16 protein-coding genes and 3 pseudogenes are annotated in these 21,183 nt (G+C 63.9%); 4 read left to right on the top strand and 15 right to left on the bottom strand.

Going from position 1 to position 21,183, the window contains the following annotated elements:
• Positions 1-9: 9 nt before the first annotated feature.
• The 3 genes from U742_RS0101825 to groES all read right to left on the bottom strand — a co-directional run bounded on the left by U742_RS0101825 (position 10) and on the right by groES (position 3,452).
• Positions 10-1,125, bottom strand: coding sequence for a glycosyltransferase family 4 protein (locus U742_RS0101825; protein WP_029349474.1), 1,116 nt, complete (start codon positions 1,123-1,125; stop codon positions 10-12).
• A 328-nt stretch (positions 1,126-1,453) separates the two neighbouring features.
• Positions 1,454-3,082 carry a chaperonin GroEL gene (gene groL / locus U742_RS0101820; protein WP_029349472.1) on the bottom strand — a complete coding sequence of 543 codons (1,629 nt, stop codon included), beginning with the start codon at positions 3,080-3,082 and terminating at the stop codon, positions 1,454-1,456.
• 55 nt (positions 3,083-3,137) lie between these two features.
• Positions 3,138-3,452, bottom strand: a complete 315-nt coding sequence (gene groES, locus U742_RS0101815) for a co-chaperone GroES (RefSeq protein ID WP_029349471.1) — start codon at positions 3,450-3,452, stop codon at positions 3,138-3,140.
• 336 nt (positions 3,453-3,788) lie between these two features.
• Here groES and U742_RS0101810 point away from each other — a divergent pair, with 336 nt between their 5' ends.
• Together U742_RS0101810 and htpG are read left to right on the top strand one after the other, a co-directional pair.
• The gene (locus tag U742_RS0101810; protein ID WP_029349468.1) at positions 3,789-4,256 is read left to right on the top strand and encodes an Hsp20 family protein; all 468 of its coding nucleotides are present in this window, start codon (positions 3,789-3,791) and stop codon (positions 4,254-4,256) included.
• Between the two features lie 542 nt (positions 4,257-4,798).
• Positions 4,799-6,673 carry a molecular chaperone HtpG gene (gene htpG / locus U742_RS0101805; protein ID WP_029349465.1) on the top strand — a complete coding sequence of 625 codons (1,875 nt, stop codon included), beginning with the start codon at positions 4,799-4,801 and terminating at the stop codon, positions 6,671-6,673.
• Between the two features lie 48 nt (positions 6,674-6,721).
• Here the strand turns inward: htpG and U742_RS23335 are convergent, their stop codons facing one another.
• A complete protein-coding gene (locus tag U742_RS23335; protein ID WP_197028147.1) occupies positions 6,722-6,970 on the bottom strand; it encodes a hypothetical protein in 249 nt (82 codons plus the stop codon).
• 23 nt (positions 6,971-6,993) lie between these two features.
• Positions 6,994-7,422: pseudogene (locus U742_RS21820) on the bottom strand (LysR family transcriptional regulator); the annotation flags it as partial.
• Positions 7,423-7,510: 88 nt separating this feature from the next.
• Here U742_RS21820 and U742_RS0101790 point away from each other — a divergent pair.
• Positions 7,511-8,530, top strand: a complete 1,020-nt coding sequence (locus U742_RS0101790; RefSeq protein ID WP_029349463.1) for an NADP-dependent oxidoreductase — start codon at positions 7,511-7,513, stop codon at positions 8,528-8,530.
• Between the two features lie 381 nt (positions 8,531-8,911).
• Positions 8,912-11,887, top strand: coding sequence for a Tn3 family transposase (locus tag U742_RS0101785; RefSeq protein ID WP_029349460.1), 2,976 nt, complete (start codon positions 8,912-8,914; stop codon positions 11,885-11,887).
• 228 nt (positions 11,888-12,115) lie between these two features.
• On the opposite strand, the pseudogene U742_RS23485 reads toward U742_RS0101785, so the two are convergent.
• From U742_RS23485 to trbJ, 10 genes and pseudogenes are all read right to left on the bottom strand, one after another.
• A pseudogene (locus U742_RS23485) lies at positions 12,116-12,829 on the bottom strand (transposase); the annotation flags it as partial.
• Between the two features lie 59 nt (positions 12,830-12,888).
• Positions 12,889-13,587: pseudogene (locus U742_RS23480) on the bottom strand (molybdopterin-dependent oxidoreductase); the annotation flags it as partial.
• Positions 13,588-13,613: 26 nt separating this feature from the next.
• On the bottom strand, positions 13,614-14,606 hold the full coding sequence (locus tag U742_RS0101770) for a Bug family tripartite tricarboxylate transporter substrate binding protein (protein ID WP_197028144.1): 993 nt from the start codon (positions 14,604-14,606) through the stop codon (positions 13,614-13,616).
• A gap of 1,163 nt (positions 14,607-15,769) precedes the next feature.
• Positions 15,770-17,059, bottom strand: coding sequence for an IncP-type conjugal transfer protein TrbI (gene trbI, locus U742_RS0101765; RefSeq protein ID WP_029349453.1), 1,290 nt, complete (start codon positions 17,057-17,059; stop codon positions 15,770-15,772).
• A gap of 12 nt (positions 17,060-17,071) precedes the next feature.
• On the bottom strand, positions 17,072-17,524 hold the full coding sequence (trbH, locus tag U742_RS0101760; protein ID WP_029349451.1) for a conjugal transfer protein TrbH: 453 nt from the start codon (positions 17,522-17,524) through the stop codon (positions 17,072-17,074).
• Positions 17,525-17,527: 3 nt separating this feature from the next.
• Positions 17,528-18,364, bottom strand: a complete 837-nt coding sequence (gene trbG, locus U742_RS0101755) for a P-type conjugative transfer protein TrbG (RefSeq protein WP_029349449.1) — start codon at positions 18,362-18,364, stop codon at positions 17,528-17,530.
• A 17-nt stretch (positions 18,365-18,381) separates the two neighbouring features.
• Complete coding sequence (locus tag U742_RS0101750) at positions 18,382-19,041, bottom strand: conjugal transfer protein TrbF (RefSeq protein ID WP_029349447.1); 660 nt, start codon at positions 19,039-19,041, stop codon at positions 18,382-18,384.
• Positions 19,042-19,059: 18 nt separating this feature from the next.
• On the bottom strand, positions 19,060-20,247 hold the full coding sequence (trbL, locus tag U742_RS0101745) for a P-type conjugative transfer protein TrbL (RefSeq protein WP_029349444.1): 1,188 nt from the start codon (positions 20,245-20,247) through the stop codon (positions 19,060-19,062).
• Entirely contained in the window at positions 20,241-20,441 is a 201-nt protein-coding gene (gene trbK / locus U742_RS22770; RefSeq protein WP_248310231.1) for an entry exclusion protein TrbK, read from the bottom strand. Before trbK ends, trbL begins: the two co-directional genes overlap by 7 nt.
• Positions 20,438-21,178, bottom strand: coding sequence for a P-type conjugative transfer protein TrbJ (gene trbJ / locus U742_RS0101735; protein ID WP_248310232.1), 741 nt, complete (start codon positions 21,176-21,178; stop codon positions 20,438-20,440). Before trbJ ends, trbK begins: the two co-directional genes overlap by 4 nt.
• Positions 21,179-21,183 lie beyond the last annotated feature (5 nt).

The raw sequence follows: 21,183 nt of genomic DNA, 5'->3' as shown, positions 1-21,183 counted from the left end.
TCCTCCCACTCAGGCGACGGCCCGTAGTTCGATTCCATCGACCAGTCCGTTGCCGGTGCCATTTGCCACGGCGGGAATGCGCATCGCGGCACGGCGCAAGCCGGGAAGATCACGATAAATGGCGAGATAGTCGAGCGCCATCCGCTCGGCGGTGAAGCGCTCCTCGAAGGTGGCGCGCACCTCGGCACGGTCGAGCAGGTCCACCGAGCGCACCGCCGCCACCGCCTCGCCGAGGTCGCTCACGATGAAGCCGGAGACGCCATCGTCGATCACCTCCGGCACCGAGCCGTTGCGGAAGGCGATCACCGGCGTGCCGCAGGCCATGGCCTCGATCATGACGAGCCCGAACGGCTCCGGCCAATCGATCGGAAAGAGCAGCGCGCGGGCATTACCGAGGAAGTCTGCCTTCTGCTGCTCGTTGATCTCGCCGATGAACTCGACATTGGAATGCCGCGCCACCATGGGCGCGATCGCCTCGTCCCAATAGGCCTGGTCGGCCTTGTCCACCTTGGCGGCGATCTTGAGCGTCATGCCGGCGCGGGCGGCGATCTCGATGGCGCGGTCGGGGCGCTTCTCGGGCGAGATGCGGCCGAGGAAGGCGAGATAGTTGCCTTGCGGGTTCGCGGTGAAGGGCAGGACATCCTTGGGCAGGCCATGGTGCACGGTCCCGGCCCAATGCACCGGCGGCATGGGGCGGCGCTGATCGTCCGAGATGGAGACGAGCGGATAGTGCGGGAAGGCGGAGTAGAAGGGCCTGAGGTCGGGCAGGTCGAGACGGCCGTGCAGCGTCGTCACCATGCGGTCGGCAAAGGCGCTGGCGAGCGGATAGTGCAGGAAGTCGACATGGAAGTGCAGCACGTCGAACTCGTCGGCGCGGCGGCGCACCTGCTCCAGCATCATCATGTGATAGGGCAGCGGGTCCCTGACCTGCGGATTGAGCCTGAGCGCCATGTCGCAGCAGGGCACCAATTCGGCCGCAGTCTTGGAATCGCCGCTGGCAAACAGCGTCACCTCATGGCCCTGCCGGACCAGTTCCTCGGTGAGATAGGACACGATGCGCTCGGTGCCGCCATAGAGCCGTGGCGGGCAGCATTCCGCGAGCGGGGCGATCTGGGCGATCTTCATCGGCAAAACCTCCTCGTTTGAGCAAAGCGTTGACAATGAGCGCGCGTCGGAGAAGTCCGGTGGCCACCCAAGTGGGGCGTGGCCGCCTTCCTCGTCATGGAGGCCGCTGCCGTGATCGACGTGATCCGGTCCATCCGGCGCCCGCCGCAACGAACCCGAGCGATAGCGGCCGTGCCGAGCAGACCTCCCCGATTGGCGATATCGTCGAGATGCTCGGCGCGGCCCGGCGCCCGGCGCATCTCGGTTGATGGAAGCGCACCCTCCTTGTTCGAGGCGAGCGCGTGCCGGCGCGAGACAGGGGCCCGGGGCGGTTCCGGGCCCCGACTTGTCAGAAGTCCATGCCCGCGCCGGCGGGAACGGCGGGGGCCGCTTCCTTCTTCGGCTTCTCGGCGACCAGAGCCTCGGTGGTGATCAGCAGGGAGGCGACCGAGGCGGCATCCTGGAGCGCGGTGCGCACGACCTTCGCCGGGTCGATCACGCCATTGGCGACGAGGTCCTGGTAGGTGCCGGTCGCGGCGTTGTAGCCCCAGTTGTAGTCGTCCTTCTCCAGCAGCTTGCCGACGATCACCGAGCCATCCTCGCCGGCATTGGTGGCGATCTGCCGCGCCGGCGTCTGAATGGCGCGCCGGACGATGGCGACGCCGGCCTTCTGGTCTTCATTGGCCGGCTGTACGGAATCGATCGCCTTCAGCGCCCGCAGCAGCGCGACGCCGCCGCCCGGCAGGATGCCTTCCTCGACGGCCGCGCGGGTGGCGTGCAGCGCGTCGTCGACGCGATCCTTCTTCTCCTTCACCTCGACCTCGGTCGCGCCGCCGACGCGGATCACCGCGACGCCGCCGGCGAGCTTGGCCAGGCGCTCCTGCAGCTTCTCACGGTCGTAGTCCGAGGTGGTCTCCTCGATCTGCGCCTTGATCTGCGCGACGCGGTCGGTGATGTCCTTCTTGGAGCCGGCACCGTCGACGATGGTAGTGTTCTCCTTCTCGATCACCACCTTCTTGGCGCGGCCGAGCTGGGCGAGAGTGACGTTCTCCAACTTGATGCCGAGGTCCTCGGAGATCACCTGGCCTGCGGTGAGGATGGCGATGTCCTCGAGCATGGCCTTGCGGCGATCGCCGAAGCCGGGCGCCTTCACCGCCGCGACCTTGAGGCCGCCGCGCAGCTTGTTCACCACGAGGGTGGCCAGGGCCTCGCCCTCCACGTCCTCGGCGATGATCAGCAGCGGCCTGGAGGTCTGCACCACCGATTCCAGGAGCGGCAGCATGGCCTGCAAACCGGACAGCTTCTTCTCATGGATCAGGATGTACGGATCCTCGAGCTCGACCCGCATCTTCTCGGTGTTCGTCACGAAATAAGGCGAGACATAGCCGCGGTCGAACTGCATGCCTTCGACCACCTCGAGCTCGGTGGCGGCGGTCTTGGCTTCCTCGACGGTGATCACGCCTTCATTGCCGACCTTCTGCATCGCCTCGGCGAGGAAACGGCCGATCTCGGTGTCGCCATTGGCGGAGATGGTGCCGACCTGGGCGATCTCGTCATTGCGCGTCACCTTGCGGGCACGGGTCTTGAGATCCGCCACGACCGCGTCTACCGCGAGGTCGATGCCGCGCTTGAGGTCCATCGGGTTCATGCCGGCGGCAACCGCCTTGGAGCCTTCCTTGACGATGGCCTGGGCGAGAACGGTGGCGGTGGTGGTGCCATCGCCCGCGAGATCGTTGGTCTTCGAGGCCACCTCGCGCACCATCTGCGCGCCCATGTTCTCGAACTTGTCCTCGAGCTCGATCTCCTTGGCGACGGTGACGCCGTCCTTGGTGATGCGGGGAGCGCCAAAGCTCTTCTCGATGACGACGTTCCTGCCCTTCGGGCCGAGCGTCACCTTCACCGCATTGGCAAGCGTGTCCACGCCGCGCAGCATCTTCTCGCGCGCCTCGGACGAGAACTTCACTTCCTTGGCAGCCATGATCCTGTCCTCCTTCCTGGATTGCGATGGCTCACGATTTAAAAGGGATGCTTGGTCAGGCGGCCTTCCTGGCCGTCTCGCTCCGTTCGATCACGCCGAGAATGTCGCTCTCCTTCATGATGAGCAGGTCCTCGCCGTCGATCTTCACCTCGGTGCCGGACCACTTGCCGAACAGCACGCGGTCGCCGGCCTTCAGGTCGAGCGGCACCAGCTTGCCAGCCTCGTCGCGCGCACCGGGCCCGGCGGCGACGACCTCGCCCTCCTGGGGCTTTTCCTTGGCGGTGTCGGGAATGATGATGCCGCCGGCCGTCTTCTCGAGGGCCTCGATGCGGCGCACGACGACACGGTCGTGCAGCGGGCGGAAATGCATGCAGATCCTCCTGGTGCAGGGCAGCGATGTCATGAACTCGGCGCCTGGGCGCACGAGCGGACATCGAGCTAGGAAGGCTGCGTTTCTCGTTCAAGAGGGTACGCGAAAATTTTTGTCAGTCGGCGATCGTGAGTGCCAATGAGCTGAAAACAATAGCGAATATCGAATCGGGGTGACTGGCGAGAGATGGCCGAGAAATTTTCAGGGTCCCTCTTGAACGAGATTTTTTCGCTCCCCAGATCGCTTGTCGCCGGGGCCTGAAAGGACCGGTCAGAAGAGCTCGCGCCGGCAGGCGTGAGCGGCTTGTGCCCATGTTGCTCAGTGGAGGATGTGGCTATGAGAACCTTCGACTTTGCTCCCCTTTATCGTTCCACCGTCGGCTTCGACCGGCTGTTCGATCTCATCGATGCTGCTGCGGCGCCGCGTCCGGACTGGCCGCCCTACAATATCGAGAAGACCGGCGAGAACGCCTACCGGATCACCATGGCCGTTGCCGGCTTCCGTCCCGACGAGGTCGAGCTCACGCAGCAGGCCAATAAGCTGGTCGTCACGGGCAGGAAGACCGCGGACGCAAACGACCGCCAGATGCTGCACAAGGGCATCGCCTTCCGCGATTTCACGCAGACCTTCAATCTCGCCGACTATGTGAAGGTGTCCGGAGCGACGCTTCAGGACGGCCTGCTGTCGGTCGAACTCGCGCGCGAGGTGCCGGAACGGCTGAAGCCGCGCCGCATCGAGATCGTTTCCGCAGGCCAGCCGGCCGAGAGCAACGTCAAGCAGATCGAGCAGGCCAAGGCGGCCTGATCTTTCCCGCAAGAAAAGGCTGTGTCCCGTCTCCCGACACTTCGGCGGGAGACGGGGGCTGTGGAGGATTGGAGATGTTGCACGAAGTGAATGCAGGCGCCGGGGTTCTTCCGCCTGGTGTCCCATGGGGCGAACCGCGGTCGCCGGGAGAGGTTCTGGCCGATCCGACGATGAGCGCCGAGTCAAAGCGTGCACTCCTTGCTTCATGGGCCTCGGACCGGCATGCCGTACCGAACCGGCCGGACCTTCGCCGCCCAGAGGTAGGCGAGATCCTGGTCCTCTCCGACATATTTGAGGCGCTGCAAGCTTTGGACGAGTTGACCGATCTTCCGCAGATATCGCAGGGCCGAAGCTCCCGCCAAACCTCTGACGCGAGCTGTGCTGCTGGCATGTGAGATCAGAGCATGCCGGACCGCAGCTCGCTATGGATGGAGCCCGTGCCCGGCCGCGGGCTGTTCATTGCCGGCGTTGCGCGCGTCTTGCAACCGCCCGCCGTTCTTGTCATGTCACGCGTCCAGCTTTCAACTGCATGACCTATCCCAATGACGATCGAGACCTCCGAGAGCCGCCCCTTCGAAGCCGATGTTTCCCGCCTGCTGCACATGATGGTGCACTCGGTCTATTCCGACCGGGACGTATTCCTGCGGGAGTTGATCTCCAACGCGGCGGACGCCTGCGAGAAGCTGCGCTACGAGGCGATCGCGGCGCCTCAGTTGCTCGGCGACGACCCCAAGCTCGCCATCACCATTTCCGCCGATCCGGAGGCGGGCACGCTCGCCATCGCCGATAACGGCATCGGCATGAGCCATGATGAGCTGATCGAAGCGCTCGGCACCATCGCCCGCTCCGGCACGCGCAGCTTCATGGACCGCATCGCCGGCGCGGAAGGGAAAGAAGGCGCGCAGCTGATCGGCCAGTTCGGGGTCGGCTTCTATTCCGCCTTCATGGTGGCGTCGAAGGTCGAGGTAATCAGCCGTCGCGCCGGCAGTGAGGAGGCGTGGCTCTGGGCGTCCGACGGCAAGGGCACGTTCTCCGTCGCCCCCGCCGCGCTCGACGCGGCGCCGGCGCGCGGCACCCGCGTCACCCTTCACCTGATGGAGGACGCCAAATCCTATGCCGAGCGCTGGACGCTGGAGCGCATCGTCAAGGAGCAGTCCGGCCATGTGCCGGTACCGATCACCTTCATCGAGAAGCCGGGCGAGGAGGCGAAGCCGCTCTCGGACGGCGCCGCGCTGTGGACCAAATCGAAGAGCGACATCGCGGCGCAGGACTACACCGACTTCTACCGCAGCGTCGCCGGCCAGTATGACGAGCCGGCCGCCACCATCCATTTCCGCGCCGAGGGCCGCCACGAATATACCGGCCTGCTGTTCGTGCCGGGCGCGCGGCCGTTCGACCTGTTCGACGCCGACCGCAAGGGCCGCATCAAGCTCTATGTGAAACGCGTCTTCATCACCGACGACGCGGAGATCCTGCCGCGCTATCTGCGATTCATGCGCGGCATCGTCGACAGTGCCGACCTGCCGCTCAACGTCTCGCGCGAGATGATCCAGGACAGTCCGCTGCTCGGCGCGATCCGCAAGGGCGTCAGCAACCGCGTCCTTTCCGAGCTGGTGAGGCTGGCCGAGCAGGACGCCGAGGGTTTCGGCAAGATCTGGGAGAATTTCGGCGCCGTCATCAAGGAAGGCCTTTATGAGGACTTCGAGCGCCGCGAGCAACTGCTCGGCCTCGCCCGCTTCAAGTCGACGGCCTCAGGCGAGGGCTGGCGCAGCCTGAAGGACTATGCCGCGGCGTTGAGGGAGAACCAGACGGCGATCTACTACATCGTCGGCGATGATGCCGCCCGCATCGCCAACTCTCCGCATCTGGAAGGCTTCCGAGCCCGCGGCATCGAGGTGCTGCTGCTCGCCGATCCGGTCGACAGCTTCTGGACCTCGAGCGGACTCGATTACGAAGGCAAGCCGTTCAAGTCCATCACGCAGGGGGCGGCCGATCTCGGGCTGATCCCGCTGCTCGACGCCGGCGCGCAGCCTCCAGCGGACGCGAGCGTGGAGGTGCAGGCGCTCATCGCCGTGATGAAGGATGTGCTCGGCGAGGAGATCGCGGATGTGCGTGCCTCCGACCGCCTCACCGACAGCGCCGTCTGCCTTGTCGCCGCCGAGAGCGGCCCGGACCGGCAGTTCGAGCGCCTCCTCGCCGCTTCCGGGCGACTGGGCAGCGCGGCGAAGCCGATCCTGGAGCTGAATCCGAAGCATGCGATGATCGTGGGCCTTGCCGGCAACGGCGACGACGCGGTGCGCGCGGATGTTGCGCACCTGCTGCTCGACACCGCGCGCGTGCTCGACGGCGATCGCCCGAGTGATGCGAAGGCGTTCTCGGAAAGGCTGAGCCGGCTGATTGCCCGCAGCCTCGGCTGACGGGCGACATAGGCGGGAGGAACGCGTGCGTCCACCGTGACGGAGATGTCAGCTTCGCGCCGCCGGTTTCAGCAGGTCGGACAGGCCGATCCGGTGCGACATCTCGGCGCGCCGGTCGGGCACGGCGAAGCCGACACCGGCGCCGTATTGCGTGGGGATTCCGCCATCCATCCTCATCGAGCACGACGGCACCGATTCGGCATCCCAGAGGATTTCCAGCCGCTCACCCTGCGCATCGTCAGAGATGCACGACAGGTTGAGCGTCTGAAGATCGTTTGCCTTTAACCCCACAAACACGATAGTGGCGCCGCCGCCAGCCGGTCCTCAATGATGTCCACAATCCTGTCAGTCAGTCTGAGATCGACCGTCACGTTGGGATGACGCTTTCGGAACGCAGGCAGAGCGGGCGCGATCACATGCAGTCCGATCGGCAGTGACGCCGCCACCCGCAAGGTGCCAGACGGTTCCGAACGCGCGCTCATCGCCGCCTGCTCGATCGCTTCCGCCTCGCCCAGCAGCCGCAGCGCTCGCTCATGCAGATCGCGACCCTCCGCCGTGAGCGCCAGCGACCGGGTCGTGCGGGTGAAGAGCGCAACCCCCAGATGCCGCTCAAGACGTTAGATGCTCTTGCTGACGGCCGAGGGGGAGATCGACAGGGAGCGCGCAGCGGCGGTGAAGCTGCCCGTCGAGCCGGTGCGCGCGAATGCGATGAGGCCGGTCAACCGCTCCAAAAGCATTTGTTCCTTCATGGCACTATTGAAGCGCCATTGGAGCAGATTTTCAATGCCGGGACTGGAATTATATCGATGTCTGAGCACCGAACGGCGAAAGGAGATCATGATGAGCGATACAATAAAGGCGATCCGGCAGCACGCGTTCGGCGGTCCCGAGGTGCTGGTCTATGAGGATGCCCCGAAGCCTGAGTTGAAGCCAGGCGAAGTGCTGGTCCGGGTTCACGCCGTCGGCCTCAATCCACCCGACTGGTATCTGCGTGAGGGCTACAAGATGCTTCCGCCCGAATGGCAGCCGCGGGTGTCGTTCCCGCTCATCCTCGGGACCGACATCTCCGGCGTCGTCGAGGCCGTGGCCGGCGATGTCGAAGGTTTCTCCGTGGGTGACGAGGTCTATTCGATGGTCCGATTTCCCTCTGGCCTCGCTGGCGACAGCAGGGCTTACGCCGAGTATGTCAGCGTGCCGGCTTCCGAAGTCGCGATCAAGCCGGCCGGGATCGACCATGCGCACGCCGCGGGGGCGCGAATGTCGCTGCTCACCGCGTGGCAGTTTCTGGTCGATCTGGGGCACGACGCGCCCAACCCGCTACAACCGTATCCGCATGTGCCGGTACCGTTGGAAGGCAAGACCGTTCTCGTCAATGGAGCGGCTGGCGGCGTCGGACATTTCGCGGTGCAGATCGCCAAGCTGAAAGGCGCCCATGTTATCGCCGTGGCGTCGGGCAAGCACGAGGCGCTTCTGCGCGATCTCGGCGCCGACGCGTTCATCGACTACACCAAGACGCCTCCCGAGGACGTGGCGCATGACGTCGATCTTGTGGTCGACGCCGTGGGCGGACCCGGCACCGGACGGTTTTTGCGCACGCTGAAGCCGGGCGGCGCACTGTTTCCTGTCTTTCCTCTTGGCTTCACCGGCGCGGAGGATGCGAAAAAGCTGGGCGTCAGGGTCTCGGCGACTCAGGTCCGGTCGAGTGGCGCGCAGCTGGCGGAGATTGGAAGCTTGCTTGCTGCAGGCACGATCCGGGTCGTCCTCGATAGCACCTATGCCCTTGCCGACGCGCGGCTTGCGCACGAGCGAGCTGCCAAGGGGCACATTCAAGGCAAGATCGTCCTGGCGGTAAAATGACGTCAATCCCAAAGCCGCGCCTTGCCCCTTCAGGCCGGCGTCGATCGCGCCGACCGCAACCGTCTCCGGCAAGGGCTCCGCGACCACCCGCCTTCGGGCGAATATCGTGGCACCGCGGCCGCCCGGCGCGCGATGTCCGGTTCGCACGATTTCTCGGCCGTCCGACTCGACAATCCAGACTCCACACCCACAACACCTGACATGCTGGGGTCAGAACAAGAGCAGTGCGAAATCGTACGCTAAGGGCGAACGGAACATGAACCATGTCGGATCTCGGGGGCTCCGATCTCTGTGGATTGGCACCGTCTGGCACCGGTTTTGGTTCCTTCGTACGTCCGACTCGACAACGCTCCCGCCAGATTAGTCCTTGGGAGTAGGGCAATGGCAAAACGGAAGCTTCTCAAAGTTCATGATCGACGGACGCTTTTCAATATACCAGCCGACGAGGATAGCCTGATCCGGCACTATTCGTTGTCATCGGCAGATCGTCTGGAGATTGAATTGCGGAGGCGTGAGCATAATCGGCTTGGTTTCGCCGTTCAGCTATGTCTGATGCGATACCCTGGCCGGGTGCTGGGGGCGGAAGAGGTTCCGCCCCGTGCCATGCTTCGATATGTTGCTGACCAAATCGGCGCTGATCCAGAAGCATTTGCGCTCTATGCACGCCGTGAAGAAACCCGTCGTGATCACACGGCGCGCCTCATGGCGTATTTGGATACGAGAAGCGCGACGGCACAAGATCGTCGAGCCGCGCTATTGGCTGCAATTCAGGCGGCGGCAATGTCCGACGACGGTGCTGAGATAGCCGGTTCTATTGTTACCACATTGCGTGAACGTGGATCTCTTCTGCCAGCGATCAATACAATCGAACGCATCGGCCTTGCCGGCCGTGCTATAGCCCGCCGTCGGGCGGAAAGAACGCTGATCGAAGACGTACCGCTCGATACACTCCAATCATTGGACAGGCTGTTGGAGGTTGATTTGTCGATCGGTCAGACGCGCTTTCATTGGCTGCGCTCGGCGCCAGAAGCGCCGGGTGCGTCGAACCTGGTTGGTCTGACCGAACGAATTGCCTTCCTGCGGGCGCTGGAAATCGATCCGAAACTGCAGATGCGCATATCGTCCGGACGGTGGAACCAGATGATCCGAGAGGGGAACGCTACGCCGGCATGGCTGGCCAACGATTTCAATGCCAGTCGCCGTCACGCTCTGATCGTGGCGCAGGTCATCAAGCTCGGCCAGAAGCTAACCGACGATGCTGTCGCGATGTTCATCAAACTGATGGGTCGACAGTTCTCGCAAGCCAATAACCGCAAGAAACAGCGACACATGGACTGCAGGCCGGACACCGCCAAGGCGCTGCGCATGTTCCTCGACACTATTACCGCTCTGCAGTCTGCGAACGACTATGGCCGGAACGCATTGGAGGTTCTCGATCAGGAAGTCGGATGGCACCGGTTGCTGCGGATGAAGCCTGAACTTGAGTCGATGGTCGAGGACAACGAGGCGTCGCCTTTGGCCCTGGCGGCCGAGCAATATGGGGCCGTCAACAAATATGCCGGTGCGTTCCTACAGGCCTTCTCGTTCCAATCCGCGCGGCGACACGATCCGCTTCTCGCAGCAATTTCGCTGCTGAAACGCCTGCATGCCGAGAGCCGTCGGACACTCCCGGATCGCGTCCCGGTCACCCACCTCAGCCAAGCTGATCGTCGGCTCATCTTCGAACGAGGAAGGCCTGATCGCCGTCTCTACGAGATTGCGACGCTCGCGGCCTTGCGAGACCGGCTGCGATCTGCAGACATTTGGGTCGATGGCAGCCGATCCTTCCGTCCGATCGATGAGCATCTCATGCCGCGGTCAACATTCACCACCATGAAGGATGAGGGTCGCCTTGGACTGGGCGTTCAGGGTGATGGCGTGGCTTGGCTCACCGAAGCGCGTCAGATGCTCGACTTCAACCTGAAGCACCTGGCGCACAGGGCACGGTCGGGAAGGCTCGAGGGTGTTCGTCTTGAAGCCGGGACCTTGATCGTCACGCCAACCGCCGGCGAGGTCCCTGCCGCTGCCGAAGAACTCAATGCGGAGATCAGCGACATGTATCCGATGGTCGACGTGCCCGACCTGTTAAAGGAAGTGCATGATTGGACTGGCTTCGCCGATCACTTCACGCATGTCCGTACGGGTGACGCTCCGAGGGACGTGTCGGCCATGCTGGCTGGCGTGCTAGCGGATGCAACCAATCTTGGCCCGAAGCGAATGGCCAACGCATCCAAAGGAATCAGCGCCCATCAGATCGGCTGGATGCGCACATTCCACGCCCGGTCGGAGACATATCGCGCAGCGCAAGCATGTGTCACCGATGCACACACCCGGCATCCGCATTCTCGACTTTGGGGCAATGGAACAACCTCATCGTCTGATGGCCAATTCTTCCGCGCGAGCGACCGAGCCGCAAAGCGCGGCGACATCAATTTGCATTACGGCAGCGAGCCGGGTTCCAAATTCTACAGCCATCTGTCAGATCAGTATGGCTACTTCAGCATCCTGCCCATCAGCCCAACCGAAAACGAGGCCGCCTATGTGCTCGATGGGCTGTTCGATCAGGACACGATCCTCGATATCCAGGAACACTTCACCGATACGGGCGGTGCAAGCGACCATGTCTTCGGACTGTTCGCCCTAATCGGCAAACGCTTTGCGCCTCGGCTGCGCAACCTCAAGGACCGGAAATTCCACACATTCGAGAAAGGCGATGCATATTCGGCGCTGTCGAACCACATCGGGGCACCTATCGACACCACTCTGATTCTCGACCATTGGGACGATCTGCTTCATCTGGCAGCGTCGATCACGACGCGCGCCGTGGTGCCGTCCACGATCCTGAAGAAGCTGTCAGTATCCTCGAAGGGAAGCCAGCTCGCAAAGGCGCTGCGGGAACTTGGCCGGATCGAGCGATCGCTGTTCATGATCGAATGGTATTTGAGTCCAGCGCTGCGCCGGCGCTGCCAGGCCGGCCTCAACAAGGGCGAGGCAGCGCATAAGCTGAAGCGCGCCGTCTTCTTCCACGATCGCGGAGAGATCCGGGACCGATCGTTCGAAAGCCAAGCCTTCCGCGCGTCCGGCCTCAACCTCGTCGTCAGCGCGATCGTACACTGGAATACGGTCTATATCGAACGAGCCGTCTCCCACTTGCGCAGCGTGCGTCGCGAGATTCCGGATCATCTGCTCAAGCACATCTCCCCGCTGAGCTGGGAGCATATCAATCTGACAGGCATCTACACCTGGGATAGCGAGCAGCATCTACTGGAGGGTTTCCGGTCGCTGAGGCTCTCGGCTGGACTACGGCGAGCCGCATGAGTTCTCATTTTGTTCGACCTTAGCGTACGATTTCGCACTGCTCTTGTTCCGACCCCAGGACGCCACGATAGAGGGCGGAATTTTGATGGCCGGTGCCGTCGGTCAGATTGCTGTGCCTCTCATCACCAACCTGGCTGCTTCCGCCCTTGTGCGATGGGCCAGGAGTTGGCGTTCCGACGCCCATGGCGACGGATGCGGAGCATGGCGATGAGGACGCGCCGGGCGCGATCATGAGGTGTCGCTCCAGAAAGGGCTCGGCGGCGCTTGTCCGCACCGCCAGATGGCGAGCGTGATCATCGGTCCTCCGCAACAGGGGCAGCGATGCGCGGCGGCGACAGCGACGCTTTCGGCATCCGGTTCGAGAGCGTTCTGCCGCGGTCTGGCCAGCAGCCTGCGGCACAGTTCGAGCCTGGTTGTGCGATGACCATTGGCGAGGAAGCCGTAGTGGCGGATGCGATGGAAGCCGTCCGGCAACGTATGCAGCAGGAAGCGACGGATGAACTCGTGGGCGTCGAGCGTCATGACCTTCGTCTTGCCGCTGTGGCGATAATCTCGCCAGCGGAACGCGACGCGATCGTCGTCCATGCTGATCAGCCGGGAGTTGGCGATGGCGACGCGATGGGTGTAGCGGCCGAGATAGGCAAGCACCTGCTCCGGCCCGCCGAAGGGTGGCTTGGCGTAGACGACCCATTGACGGCGACGAGCCTCGGCGAGCATGCGGACGAAGGCATCAGGCTTTGCCAGGTGGGCGAGATCGCCGAAGAAGCCCAGCCGACCCGCATCATGGGCCACTCGCAGTTCCTCCAGAAAGCGGCGGCGAAACAGGCGCGACAGCACGCGCACGGGCAAAAAGAAGCCCGGCCTGCACGAGATCCAGCGGGTGCCGTCGGGCGAGACGCCACCGCCCGGCACGATGCAATGCAGGTGGGGATGGTAGGTGAGAGGAGCGTATGGGCCAGCGCCAGGATCAGCGCGGTGTCGCTGCCGGGGCGGATCGGCAGCCAGCGAGCCTCGAGGAAATCCGGCACGTCGCTGGCGATCGGGCTGATATTGATGAACTCCACTCCCGCCGCGCGGGCGCGCCGCAGCCAGTCGGAAAATTCATGCGCGCCGGCGCCACCGGTGGTCACGAAGGAGTTCTTCACGTTCATGCCGCCGAACAGCAGCATGATCCCGGTATTGCCGATGATGGTCGGCCAGGTGCTGACTGGCCCTGACACCGCCTCCGTGCCGCCGACCACATGCGGCAGCAGGACAGAGGCGGCGCCGAAGCTGTAATTCGTCGCCTGGTCGACGCAGCCGCTGGCCGAGAACAGGAAGCGGCGTGCGAGCGTGCGCGCATGGTTGATGCGCCCCGCGCTCGACCAGCCATAGGATCCGCCGAGGATGGCCTGATTGCCATACGCGGTGCGCACGCGTTCGATCTCGTCCGCCACCAGCGCCAGCGCTTCGTCCCACGACACCGGGACGAAAGGCTCGCCGCCGCGCCGCCGGGCGGCATCGCCGCCACGCCGCCGCAGGAAGCCCTCGCGGACCATCGGCTGGGTGATGCGGGCCGGCGAATGCACCGCCGAAGGAATCGACTGGATGAGCGGCGAGGGATGCGGATCCAGCCGAAACGGGCGGACCTCCTCCACCCGCCCATCCGCCACCCGCGCCTCGAACGCGCCCCAATGCGCCAACGACAAATGCCAGGACATGGTGCCACCTGCTTCGCGCATGCCATCTACTTCGCGTAGGATTTCCGGAGCAGATCGACATACTCCTTCGGCGCATCATTCGTCACGCCGTCGACGAGCTGGGCGGTCGCCACCCCGCCGAGCGGCGTCACCGGGCGGTTCAGCTTCTGCGCATCCGTCAGGAACCCCTCGCTTCGCACCGTGCGGTCGAAGGCGTCCCGCAGGCATTGCAGCCGGTCTGCCGGCAGGCCGGGCGGCCCGGCCAGCCCCCTGCCCGCCGCGATCACGTCGGCGAACACCTTGACCAGCGGTCGATACTTGGGATCGACCACTTCGCCCAGCGGCTTGGCCTCGGGCAAAGCTGCGACGGCCTCGTTGCCGATGATCCAGAGGGGGCGGGCCGCGTCGGCCTTCTGAGCCAATTGGAAGGCGCTGATGGAGGCCGTCGACATGTCGAGCTCGCCGCGGCTCAGTGCGGAATAGACCTCCGGCACGCTCGCAAAGCCGGTGACGACATTGTAGTTCAACCCAAGCACGAGGCCCATCAGCTCGCCCTCGACATAGTCCATGTCGCCGAGGCCGACCGAGCCGATCTTCACGGTGCGCTCGGCCGACAGGCGCTTGAGATCGTCGACAGTCTTCAATGGGCTGCCGGGATAGGTACCCACGATGTCAGGCTCGCCGGTCAGGCGGCCGATCCAGGAAAAGCCGCCGCTCTTGAATTGCACGCCATCGGCCCCGCCAAGCTCGGCGGTGATCATGCCGCTGGTCGGCATGAGCTCGATGCGCAGGCCCGTGGGAGGCGCGCTCCAGGTCTGGTTGGTCGCGAGCAGGCCGCCGGCGCCGGGCTGGTTGCGCACGATCATGTGCGCTGCGCCGAGTTCGTCGCCCATATATTTGGCAACCATGCGGCCATAGATATCGTAGCCGCCGCCCGCCGAGAACGGCACCACCAGCTCGACGGTTTTGCCCTTGTAGAACGCGCAGCTATCGGCGGCCTGGGCGCTGCACGCCAGCGTGGCAAGGGCGGGAAGCGTCATCAGCGGCAGCCGGAGAACGCGGAACGCCCGGCCGAGCCCGGCAAATATCATTGCATGGAAAGACGGCACAATTCTCAACTTCCTCTCCCGTTTTCAATTCCGAACTAGTTATCAATTATTTGAAAGAGAATAAAATACAACTTTACATTACATAAATATATACTTTTTCTCAAAATAATATGTAAAGATCTGTAGACGATGCGGTTGAATCGCGTCGCATGTCAAATAGTATATCTGTGGCAGTCGCTCACGAGTCTGGCGAGCTATTTACCAAAAATTGCCATACAACGAATTGTATGTTACTTTCGCATAGGCGTATGACAAATAGATAATAATGATATATTATTCGCTTTTCAAAATATATCTGAACTCATTAATCATGGCTCACAGTCATAAGATGACGGCGGCAGCGAGAGCGATGGTGGGGAAGTAGACAGTGCGGCATCGATCGTATCGGATCCCGACTTGAGGGTAATCAACTAAAAACACCTAACAAGGCCCGCTGATAGTTCGAAAGCAGACGATTGTGGCGGCGAGAAAGCAAGGCCTATCGCTGGTTTGCGCCCTGGCGGAACCTCGTAAGTCCTATGAGTTAGGAACATAGGCGTCTTCGAAGCTCTGATCCATCCCCTGTTGATGATTGGCCGGAAACGCGGCAGGCGCGGCTTCGCTGATCGCCTGCATCATCGACAGACAGAGGGTGAAGACGAGCCAAGCCGGCGGATCGTGCGGCAACTACGCCGGCAAATTCATAGGTGGTAAGCGCCACGTCGAAACTGATGTGCGGTTTCGCTTTGTTCACTCATCCCGCCAGAGTGAAAGATCGTGTCGCTGCAGGTCAATTGCTGGCAACACAACGCCCACCGTTCCCTTCGTCGAGGAGGTGTTCGCCGACGCCGGCGATATTGGGCGGCATGTCGCGTCCCAGGCCTGCATTGCTGTCAGCAGCCAAGCCGCGATGAAGCGCGGTGTCGGGCCATCACGGCCGTCGTGCTGCGGTCGACCGGAACCACCACGAATATTAGAAGACCATCGCGACCGTCGTGCCCAACAAGAGGGTGACTGCCATTCCGGCTTGAACAATAGGGCGCAAGCCACATTCGCCACGGAGAGAATCACGTTCATCCAATCGAACCAAACCGCCAATCTGCCAATCCCTCCTCTCAGCCATGATAGACCCCGGGAAAGATGATGTCCTGATCGACGAGGACGTTGAACTTGTAGCCGGGCCGGATTTCAAGCGTCGGTTGGACGTCGAGGTTCTTGTTGATGGTTCGCTCGGCAACCCGACCGAAGGTCTCCGCGAAATTCCGCCGCGCGGCATCCTCGGCGCTGTTTCCATTGTCGAACGGATTGTTGTTTTGCGGGATCGCCATGTCCATGCCAGCGCCGATGACGGCGAGCAGGATCGCGGACCCAAATGTCTTCAGATAGTGGTTGTTCACCTTGTCATTGAAGCCGCCATAGCCCTCGGCATCGGTCCCGGCCATGCCGCCGATCTGCAGCGTCGATCCGTTCGGGAAGATGATGTCAGTCCAAACGACGAGCACGCGGGACTGGCCGAACGAGACCTTGCTGTCATAGCGACCGAACAGCTTCGTTCCCTGCGGGATGAGCAGGCGGTGCCCGGTGGCGCTGTCGTAGACGTTCTGGCTGACCTGCGCGGTGATGCGGCCGGGAAGGTCGGAGTTGATGCCGGTGATGAGCGTCGCGGGGATCACCGAGCCGCGCTTGAGCTCATAGAGCGAGCGCTGCGGCACGACCTGGTTGGGGAGATAGCCGAGCTCCTTGATGTCGGCATTGAAGAAGTCCTCCTTCGTCCGTTGGGCGTTCGGGTCCAGGTTCTGGCCGGTGAGGCCGGCGCGGAGCGCGGCGCCGTAGAGATCGGCGGCCGCGCCGGCGCCCGTGGCACTGGCGCCAGCGGGCTGCGAGGCCGCGGTATCGCTCCGCGCGTTGCTGCGCAACTTGTCGACGTTGACAGCGATCGGTGAGTCATAGGCCGTGTCGTTGGCCTGCATCCGCGCCATGCGTTGGCGTTGCAACTCGCGATAATATTGCTCATCGGCCTCTCGCTTGAGCCGAGCGCGCCAAACAGCGTCCGGCTCGCCTTCGGCCGTTGCGCGCTCAGGCTGGACGACGGCGGGCTTTGGCGCGGCCGCCGGCTCGGTTCGTTCCGGAGGCGTCGGCTGAAACACCGGCGCCTCCGCGGGATCGCCGATGATCCCATCCGAGACGCCACGCTTCAATTGGTCGGCATAGGTGGACGCCGGGGCACCACCGGCCTGCTCGATCGACGGGTTGCGCGAAAAATACAGTCCGCGCGAGCTTAGCCCGTAAATGATCACGGCGAGGAAGGCGACGATGAGAACGATTGCGATCACGATCGGCAGGCGATTGATCCGCCGGATCTTCGGTTCGGCCGCTTCGCCGCCGAGCTTGAGGGATTGAACCATGTTCCCCTCCCCTCACCCGCGCTGCATGACTGACAACGGACTTGTCGGCGTCGCGCCGGCCGCGGTCGCGGTGTAGGCGCGGCCAAGATCGAGCGAGCCGGTCGAGAGGCGCGCGAGCACCTGGCCATCATAGCTGCCGATCACATAGGCGAGCGGAATGAGCTTCTCGCCTTCGGCCTTCTGATCGCTGACCACGGCATAGCCCCAGGTCTTCAGCGAGGCCTCGAGCGCGCCGCCAAACGGCGAGCCATCGGGCTTCAGCACGATGGTGCCGGTACCCGGTCCGACATGTTCGGCCAGGCGGCTGACCATGTCGCCGGCGATGGCGCTTGCGGCGGGGCCGGAGATCTCCTGCGGCGCGGAGCTGGCCACGAGGCCGTCAGTTCCGAAGGTCTGGCAGCCGGCGAGCAGCGCGGCGGCCAGGGCGACGACAAGGAGGCGGGGGACGAGGTGTCGCGGGGTCATCACCTACCCTCCCCTGCTGATGGTGATCTTGTCCTGGTGCCAGCCGACGCCGGAGACGAGAATGGCGCGATCGACATGATAGTCGACCACCATCATGTTGCCCTTCATGCGGTAGTTGACGATGCGGTTCTGGCCACCGGAGACGACGAAGAGCACCGGGGCGTCCTGTCCGGACATCGAGCGCGGAAACTGGATGTAGGTCTTCTGGCCGTCCGAATAGACACGCGTCGGCCGCCAGCCAGCATTGCCGCTGACGCTGTACTGGAAGTTCAGCTGCTCGGCCGGCACGCCGGCGCCCGGGATGGTGCTGGCCTCGAGCCTCGCATTGATGTCGGAAAGGCGGGTCGAGACGTCCTCGGGATATTCGAAGCCGATGCGCGCCATGTACTGGCTCTGATGCGATTTGAGCTGGATGTGGTAGGTGCGCCGCGACGTCGTCACCACCATCGAGGTGACAAGCCCCGGCTCGGCCGGCTTGACGATCAGATGGATCGCCTGCCCGCCCACGGCTCCGGACGTCGCCGGCTCGACCTTCCAGCGCACCGTGTCGCCGACGAGCACATCACGCACCACCTCGCCGGCCTGCAGCTCGATATCGCAGACCTGCAGGGGCGAGCAGACGACTGAGGGTTGGATCTCGCCGTAGAGGAAGATCACCTTTCCGTCCGCCCCTCTGGTGACGAGCCCGCGCGAACCGCGCCACTGTCCGGAGATGTTGGTGCCGCGGGCCTCGTTCGCGCTCATCCCCTGGGCGGCGGCCGGCGCTGCGACGAAACTCATCGCCACGACAGCCGACAGCGCGAGCAGCGTGGCGGCAATGATCGTTCCTTCTCTTGTCATTGGCGTGCGCGGGCCTTTCACAGCTGGGCGGTCCATTCGAAGTCCCGCAGATAGAGACCGATCGGATTGAGGCGGATGACGCCCTCGTCCTGCGGCGGGGTCAGTGTCACGGTGGCGATGCCCCGGAACCGGCGCACCGCGGTCTCCTTGCCCTTCCGGTCGCGCTCATATTCGGTCCAGTCGATCTGGTAGCTCTGGTTGGAGAGCGGCACGACGTTGTTGACCTCGATCGCGACGGTCGCGTTCTTCGCCTTCTCGAACGGGGAATTGCCGCGAAACCAGGCGTTGATCTTCTCGGTCGCCGGATCGGAGGTGCGCAGCAGCGCGTAGGTGCGGTCGATGTATTGCTTCTGCACCACGGCGTCGGGCGTCACGCTGCGGAAGTTCGAGACGAAGGTGCCGAGCGTCGCGCGCACGACGCGAGGATCGGCATATTCGATCTGCTGGGGGAAGCCGGCCGTCACCGCCGTGCCGAGGCGATCGACCTCGACGATGTAGGGAACGAGCTTGACCTGCGTGCTCTGATAGAGCGCGTAGCTGAAGCCGACCACGGCCATCAGCATGCCGGTGATGCCGACGAGCCGCCACGCGGCAGCCGCCTTCACATAGGAGCCGTAGCGCTCGTTCCATTCCTGGCGAGCGGCAATATAGGGATTGTCGGGCTGACTGGCGGCCATGCTGAAGCGCGTCTCCCCTCACTTGTCTTCGATCGGCGGTGGCGGCGGTGGCGCCGGCGATTTCTGCCGCGACTGATCGAGCTTGGCGTTGGCCAAGCCGAGCAAGGATCCGGCATAGGCGCCCGGCGCCGCGATCGCCTTTTCCTTGGCCGCCGAGCCGGCTGCCCATCCGGCATTGCCGATACCGGCCGCCATGCCGCGCAGCGCCGCTCCCGCCATCGAGGAGCCCCTAGCTCGGGCGCTCCTCGCCGCCGACGCGCCAGACATCACCGCGCTCGCCCCAAGGAAGGCGCCGCCGGCAGCGAAGGTCGCCGCCTGGCCGCCGTGCCGGATCGCTTCCATGCCGCCGGAGATCGAGGCGCCTTGCACGACGCCCTGGACGATCGGCGGCACATACATGGCGATGATGAACACGACGACGGAGATGCCGGCGATGGCGAGCGTCGTGATGAACTGATCGGATGTGGCCGTCGGCGCTTCGGCGAGCCCGAGCAGCACTTCCGAGCCGATGCGCGCGATCATGACCAGCGCCATCAGCTTCATGCCGACCGAGAAGGCATAGACGAGGTATCGGACGGCGAAGTCCTTGGTGAAGGACGAACCTCCGAGGCCGAGCATGATCATGCCGGCGAGCAAGCCGACATACATCTCGACCATCACCGCAATGAAGATCGCCGCGACAAGGCTGAAGGCGATGACGACGATGACCATGGCGAAGACAGCGGCAATGGCGAGTGCATTGTCTTCAAAGAGGCCGAACTTCGCCTGCTCCGACATCTTCGAGGCCACACGAATGCCGGCGTCGAAGATGTTCGCCGGCGAGGCCGAGCCGCCATTGGCGCCGATCTGGAACAGGCTGTCGACAATCGCTTTGGCGAAGCTCGGTCCCCTGTCGAGGATGAAGGCGAACAGGCCGATGAACATGATCCGGCGCACGAGTTCGGCGAACCAGGCGTCGAGCGAGGCCGCCTGTAGGGCGAGCCACACCGCGGCGATGCCGACCTCGGTGCCGGCGAGGATCCAGAACAGGGAGCGCGCGGCATTCATCACCGTCGTCTCCCAGCCCTTGGCGGCCGTCGAGACCTGGTTCTCGAGCGTCGTCAGGACACTGCCCTGCTGGGCCAGCGCCGGCGCGCTGGCGAGCAGGATGAGGGCGATGACGATGAAGCTGATCTCGAGCGCGCGGGACGGACGGGTGGCTACCATCTTGGCTTCATCTCCTGTCCGCCGCGCACCGGTCGATTGGGGGCGCCGCCGAGAAAATCTTCTGCGCGCTGGCGTTGCTCCTGCGCGACCGGCTCCGCCGCGTCCGGCCGAGGGGTGACGACGAACCAGATCGCCGTGAGACCGGCGAGAGCGAGGACTGCGGCAAGCGCCGCCATGACGACCGGCCGGCTCACCAGCGGGGCTCCATGGTTTCACCGCCGCGCACATTGTTCACCGGCGCATTGAAGAACTGCTCGCGCCGGGCCTGTGCGAGATCCTTGTCAGACTGCTTGGACTGGAGCCACGTTCCCATCATCGTCGTCTGCTGGGAGACGAGGCCGCGAAGCTTCTGGAACTGCGCGACCTGCTGCGCGGCGATCTGATGACCGACCTGGAGCGCCTTCATCTGCCCGTCGGCCGATTGGGACATCGTGCGGAGAGAGCTCATCGTCGACTCTTCCGACGAGAACTGCTCGGCGGTGAGGCCGGCTGCCTTCAGCGTGCCGGCGATCGTGTCGCGATTGGTCGTCGACCAGTTTTGATAGGTCGAGGCGAAGCTCGTCCCGCTCGGCAGATTGGTCTTGAAGTCGGCATAGCTCTGGAAGCGCTGCTTCAGCACGTCGTCGGCATTGCTCATCGAGAAGGCGATACCCTGCCCTTGCGCCGCGAGGCTGCGCAGCCGGTTCAAATCATTCTCCACCTGCCCCCAGACCTGGTTCGGCAACTGCGCCGTGTTCTGCAGCATGTTCTCGTAGATGCGCAGCTGGTTCTGGATCTGCTGGGCGAGCTGCGTGATCTGAGTGACCTGGTTGTTGATCTGCTCGGCCGACTTGGTCACGAGCGTCACGAGCTCGCCGTTGTTCAGGAGCTGCGTCCATTCCGTCGCCCCACCCGTTGCAGCTCCGGAGACAGCCGGCGAGACATGAGCCATCACCG

Origin of the sequence: Allobosea sp. 117, assembly GCF_000702305.1 — a bacterium.
In the GTDB taxonomy this organism is placed as follows: Bacteria; Pseudomonadota; Alphaproteobacteria; order Rhizobiales; family Xanthobacteraceae; genus Ancylobacter.
This window is presented reverse-complemented; position numbering and strand designations above follow the sequence as displayed.

What these genes read in the sequence shown, in the direction of transcription:
- U742_RS0101825 (WP_029349474.1), bottom strand. Translation starts at nt 1,125, where the DNA reads ATGAAGATCGCCCAGATCGCCCCGCTCGCGGAATGCTGCCCGCCACGG.
- groL (WP_029349472.1), bottom strand. Translation starts at nt 3,082, where the DNA reads ATGGCTGCCAAGGAAGTGAAGTTCTCGTCCGAGGCGCGCGAGAAGATG.
- groES (WP_029349471.1), bottom strand. Translation starts at nt 3,452, where the DNA reads ATGCATTTCCGCCCGCTGCACGACCGTGTCGTCGTGCGCCGCATCGAG.
- U742_RS0101810 (WP_029349468.1), top strand. Translation starts at nt 3,789, where the DNA reads ATGAGAACCTTCGACTTTGCTCCCCTTTATCGTTCCACCGTCGGCTTC.
- htpG (WP_029349465.1), top strand. Translation starts at nt 4,799, where the DNA reads ATGACGATCGAGACCTCCGAGAGCCGCCCCTTCGAAGCCGATGTTTCC.
- U742_RS0101790 (WP_029349463.1), top strand. Translation starts at nt 7,511, where the DNA reads ATGATGAGCGATACAATAAAGGCGATCCGGCAGCACGCGTTCGGCGGT.
- U742_RS0101785 (WP_029349460.1), top strand. Translation starts at nt 8,912, where the DNA reads ATGGCAAAACGGAAGCTTCTCAAAGTTCATGATCGACGGACGCTTTTC.
- U742_RS0101770 (WP_197028144.1), bottom strand. Translation starts at nt 14,606, where the DNA reads ATGACGCTTCCCGCCCTTGCCACGCTGGCGTGCAGCGCCCAGGCCGCC.
- trbI (WP_029349453.1), bottom strand. Translation starts at nt 17,059, where the DNA reads ATGGTTCAATCCCTCAAGCTCGGCGGCGAAGCGGCCGAACCGAAGATC.
- trbH (WP_029349451.1), bottom strand. Translation starts at nt 17,524, where the DNA reads ATGACCCCGCGACACCTCGTCCCCCGCCTCCTTGTCGTCGCCCTGGCC.
- trbG (WP_029349449.1), bottom strand. Translation starts at nt 18,364, where the DNA reads ATGACAAGAGAAGGAACGATCATTGCCGCCACGCTGCTCGCGCTGTCG.
- U742_RS0101750 (WP_029349447.1), bottom strand. Translation starts at nt 19,041, where the DNA reads ATGGCCGCCAGTCAGCCCGACAATCCCTATATTGCCGCTCGCCAGGAA.
- trbL (WP_029349444.1), bottom strand. Translation starts at nt 20,247, where the DNA reads ATGGTAGCCACCCGTCCGTCCCGCGCGCTCGAGATCAGCTTCATCGTC.
- trbJ (WP_248310232.1), bottom strand. Translation starts at nt 21,178, where the DNA reads ATGGCTCATGTCTCGCCGGCTGTCTCCGGAGCTGCAACGGGTGGGGCG.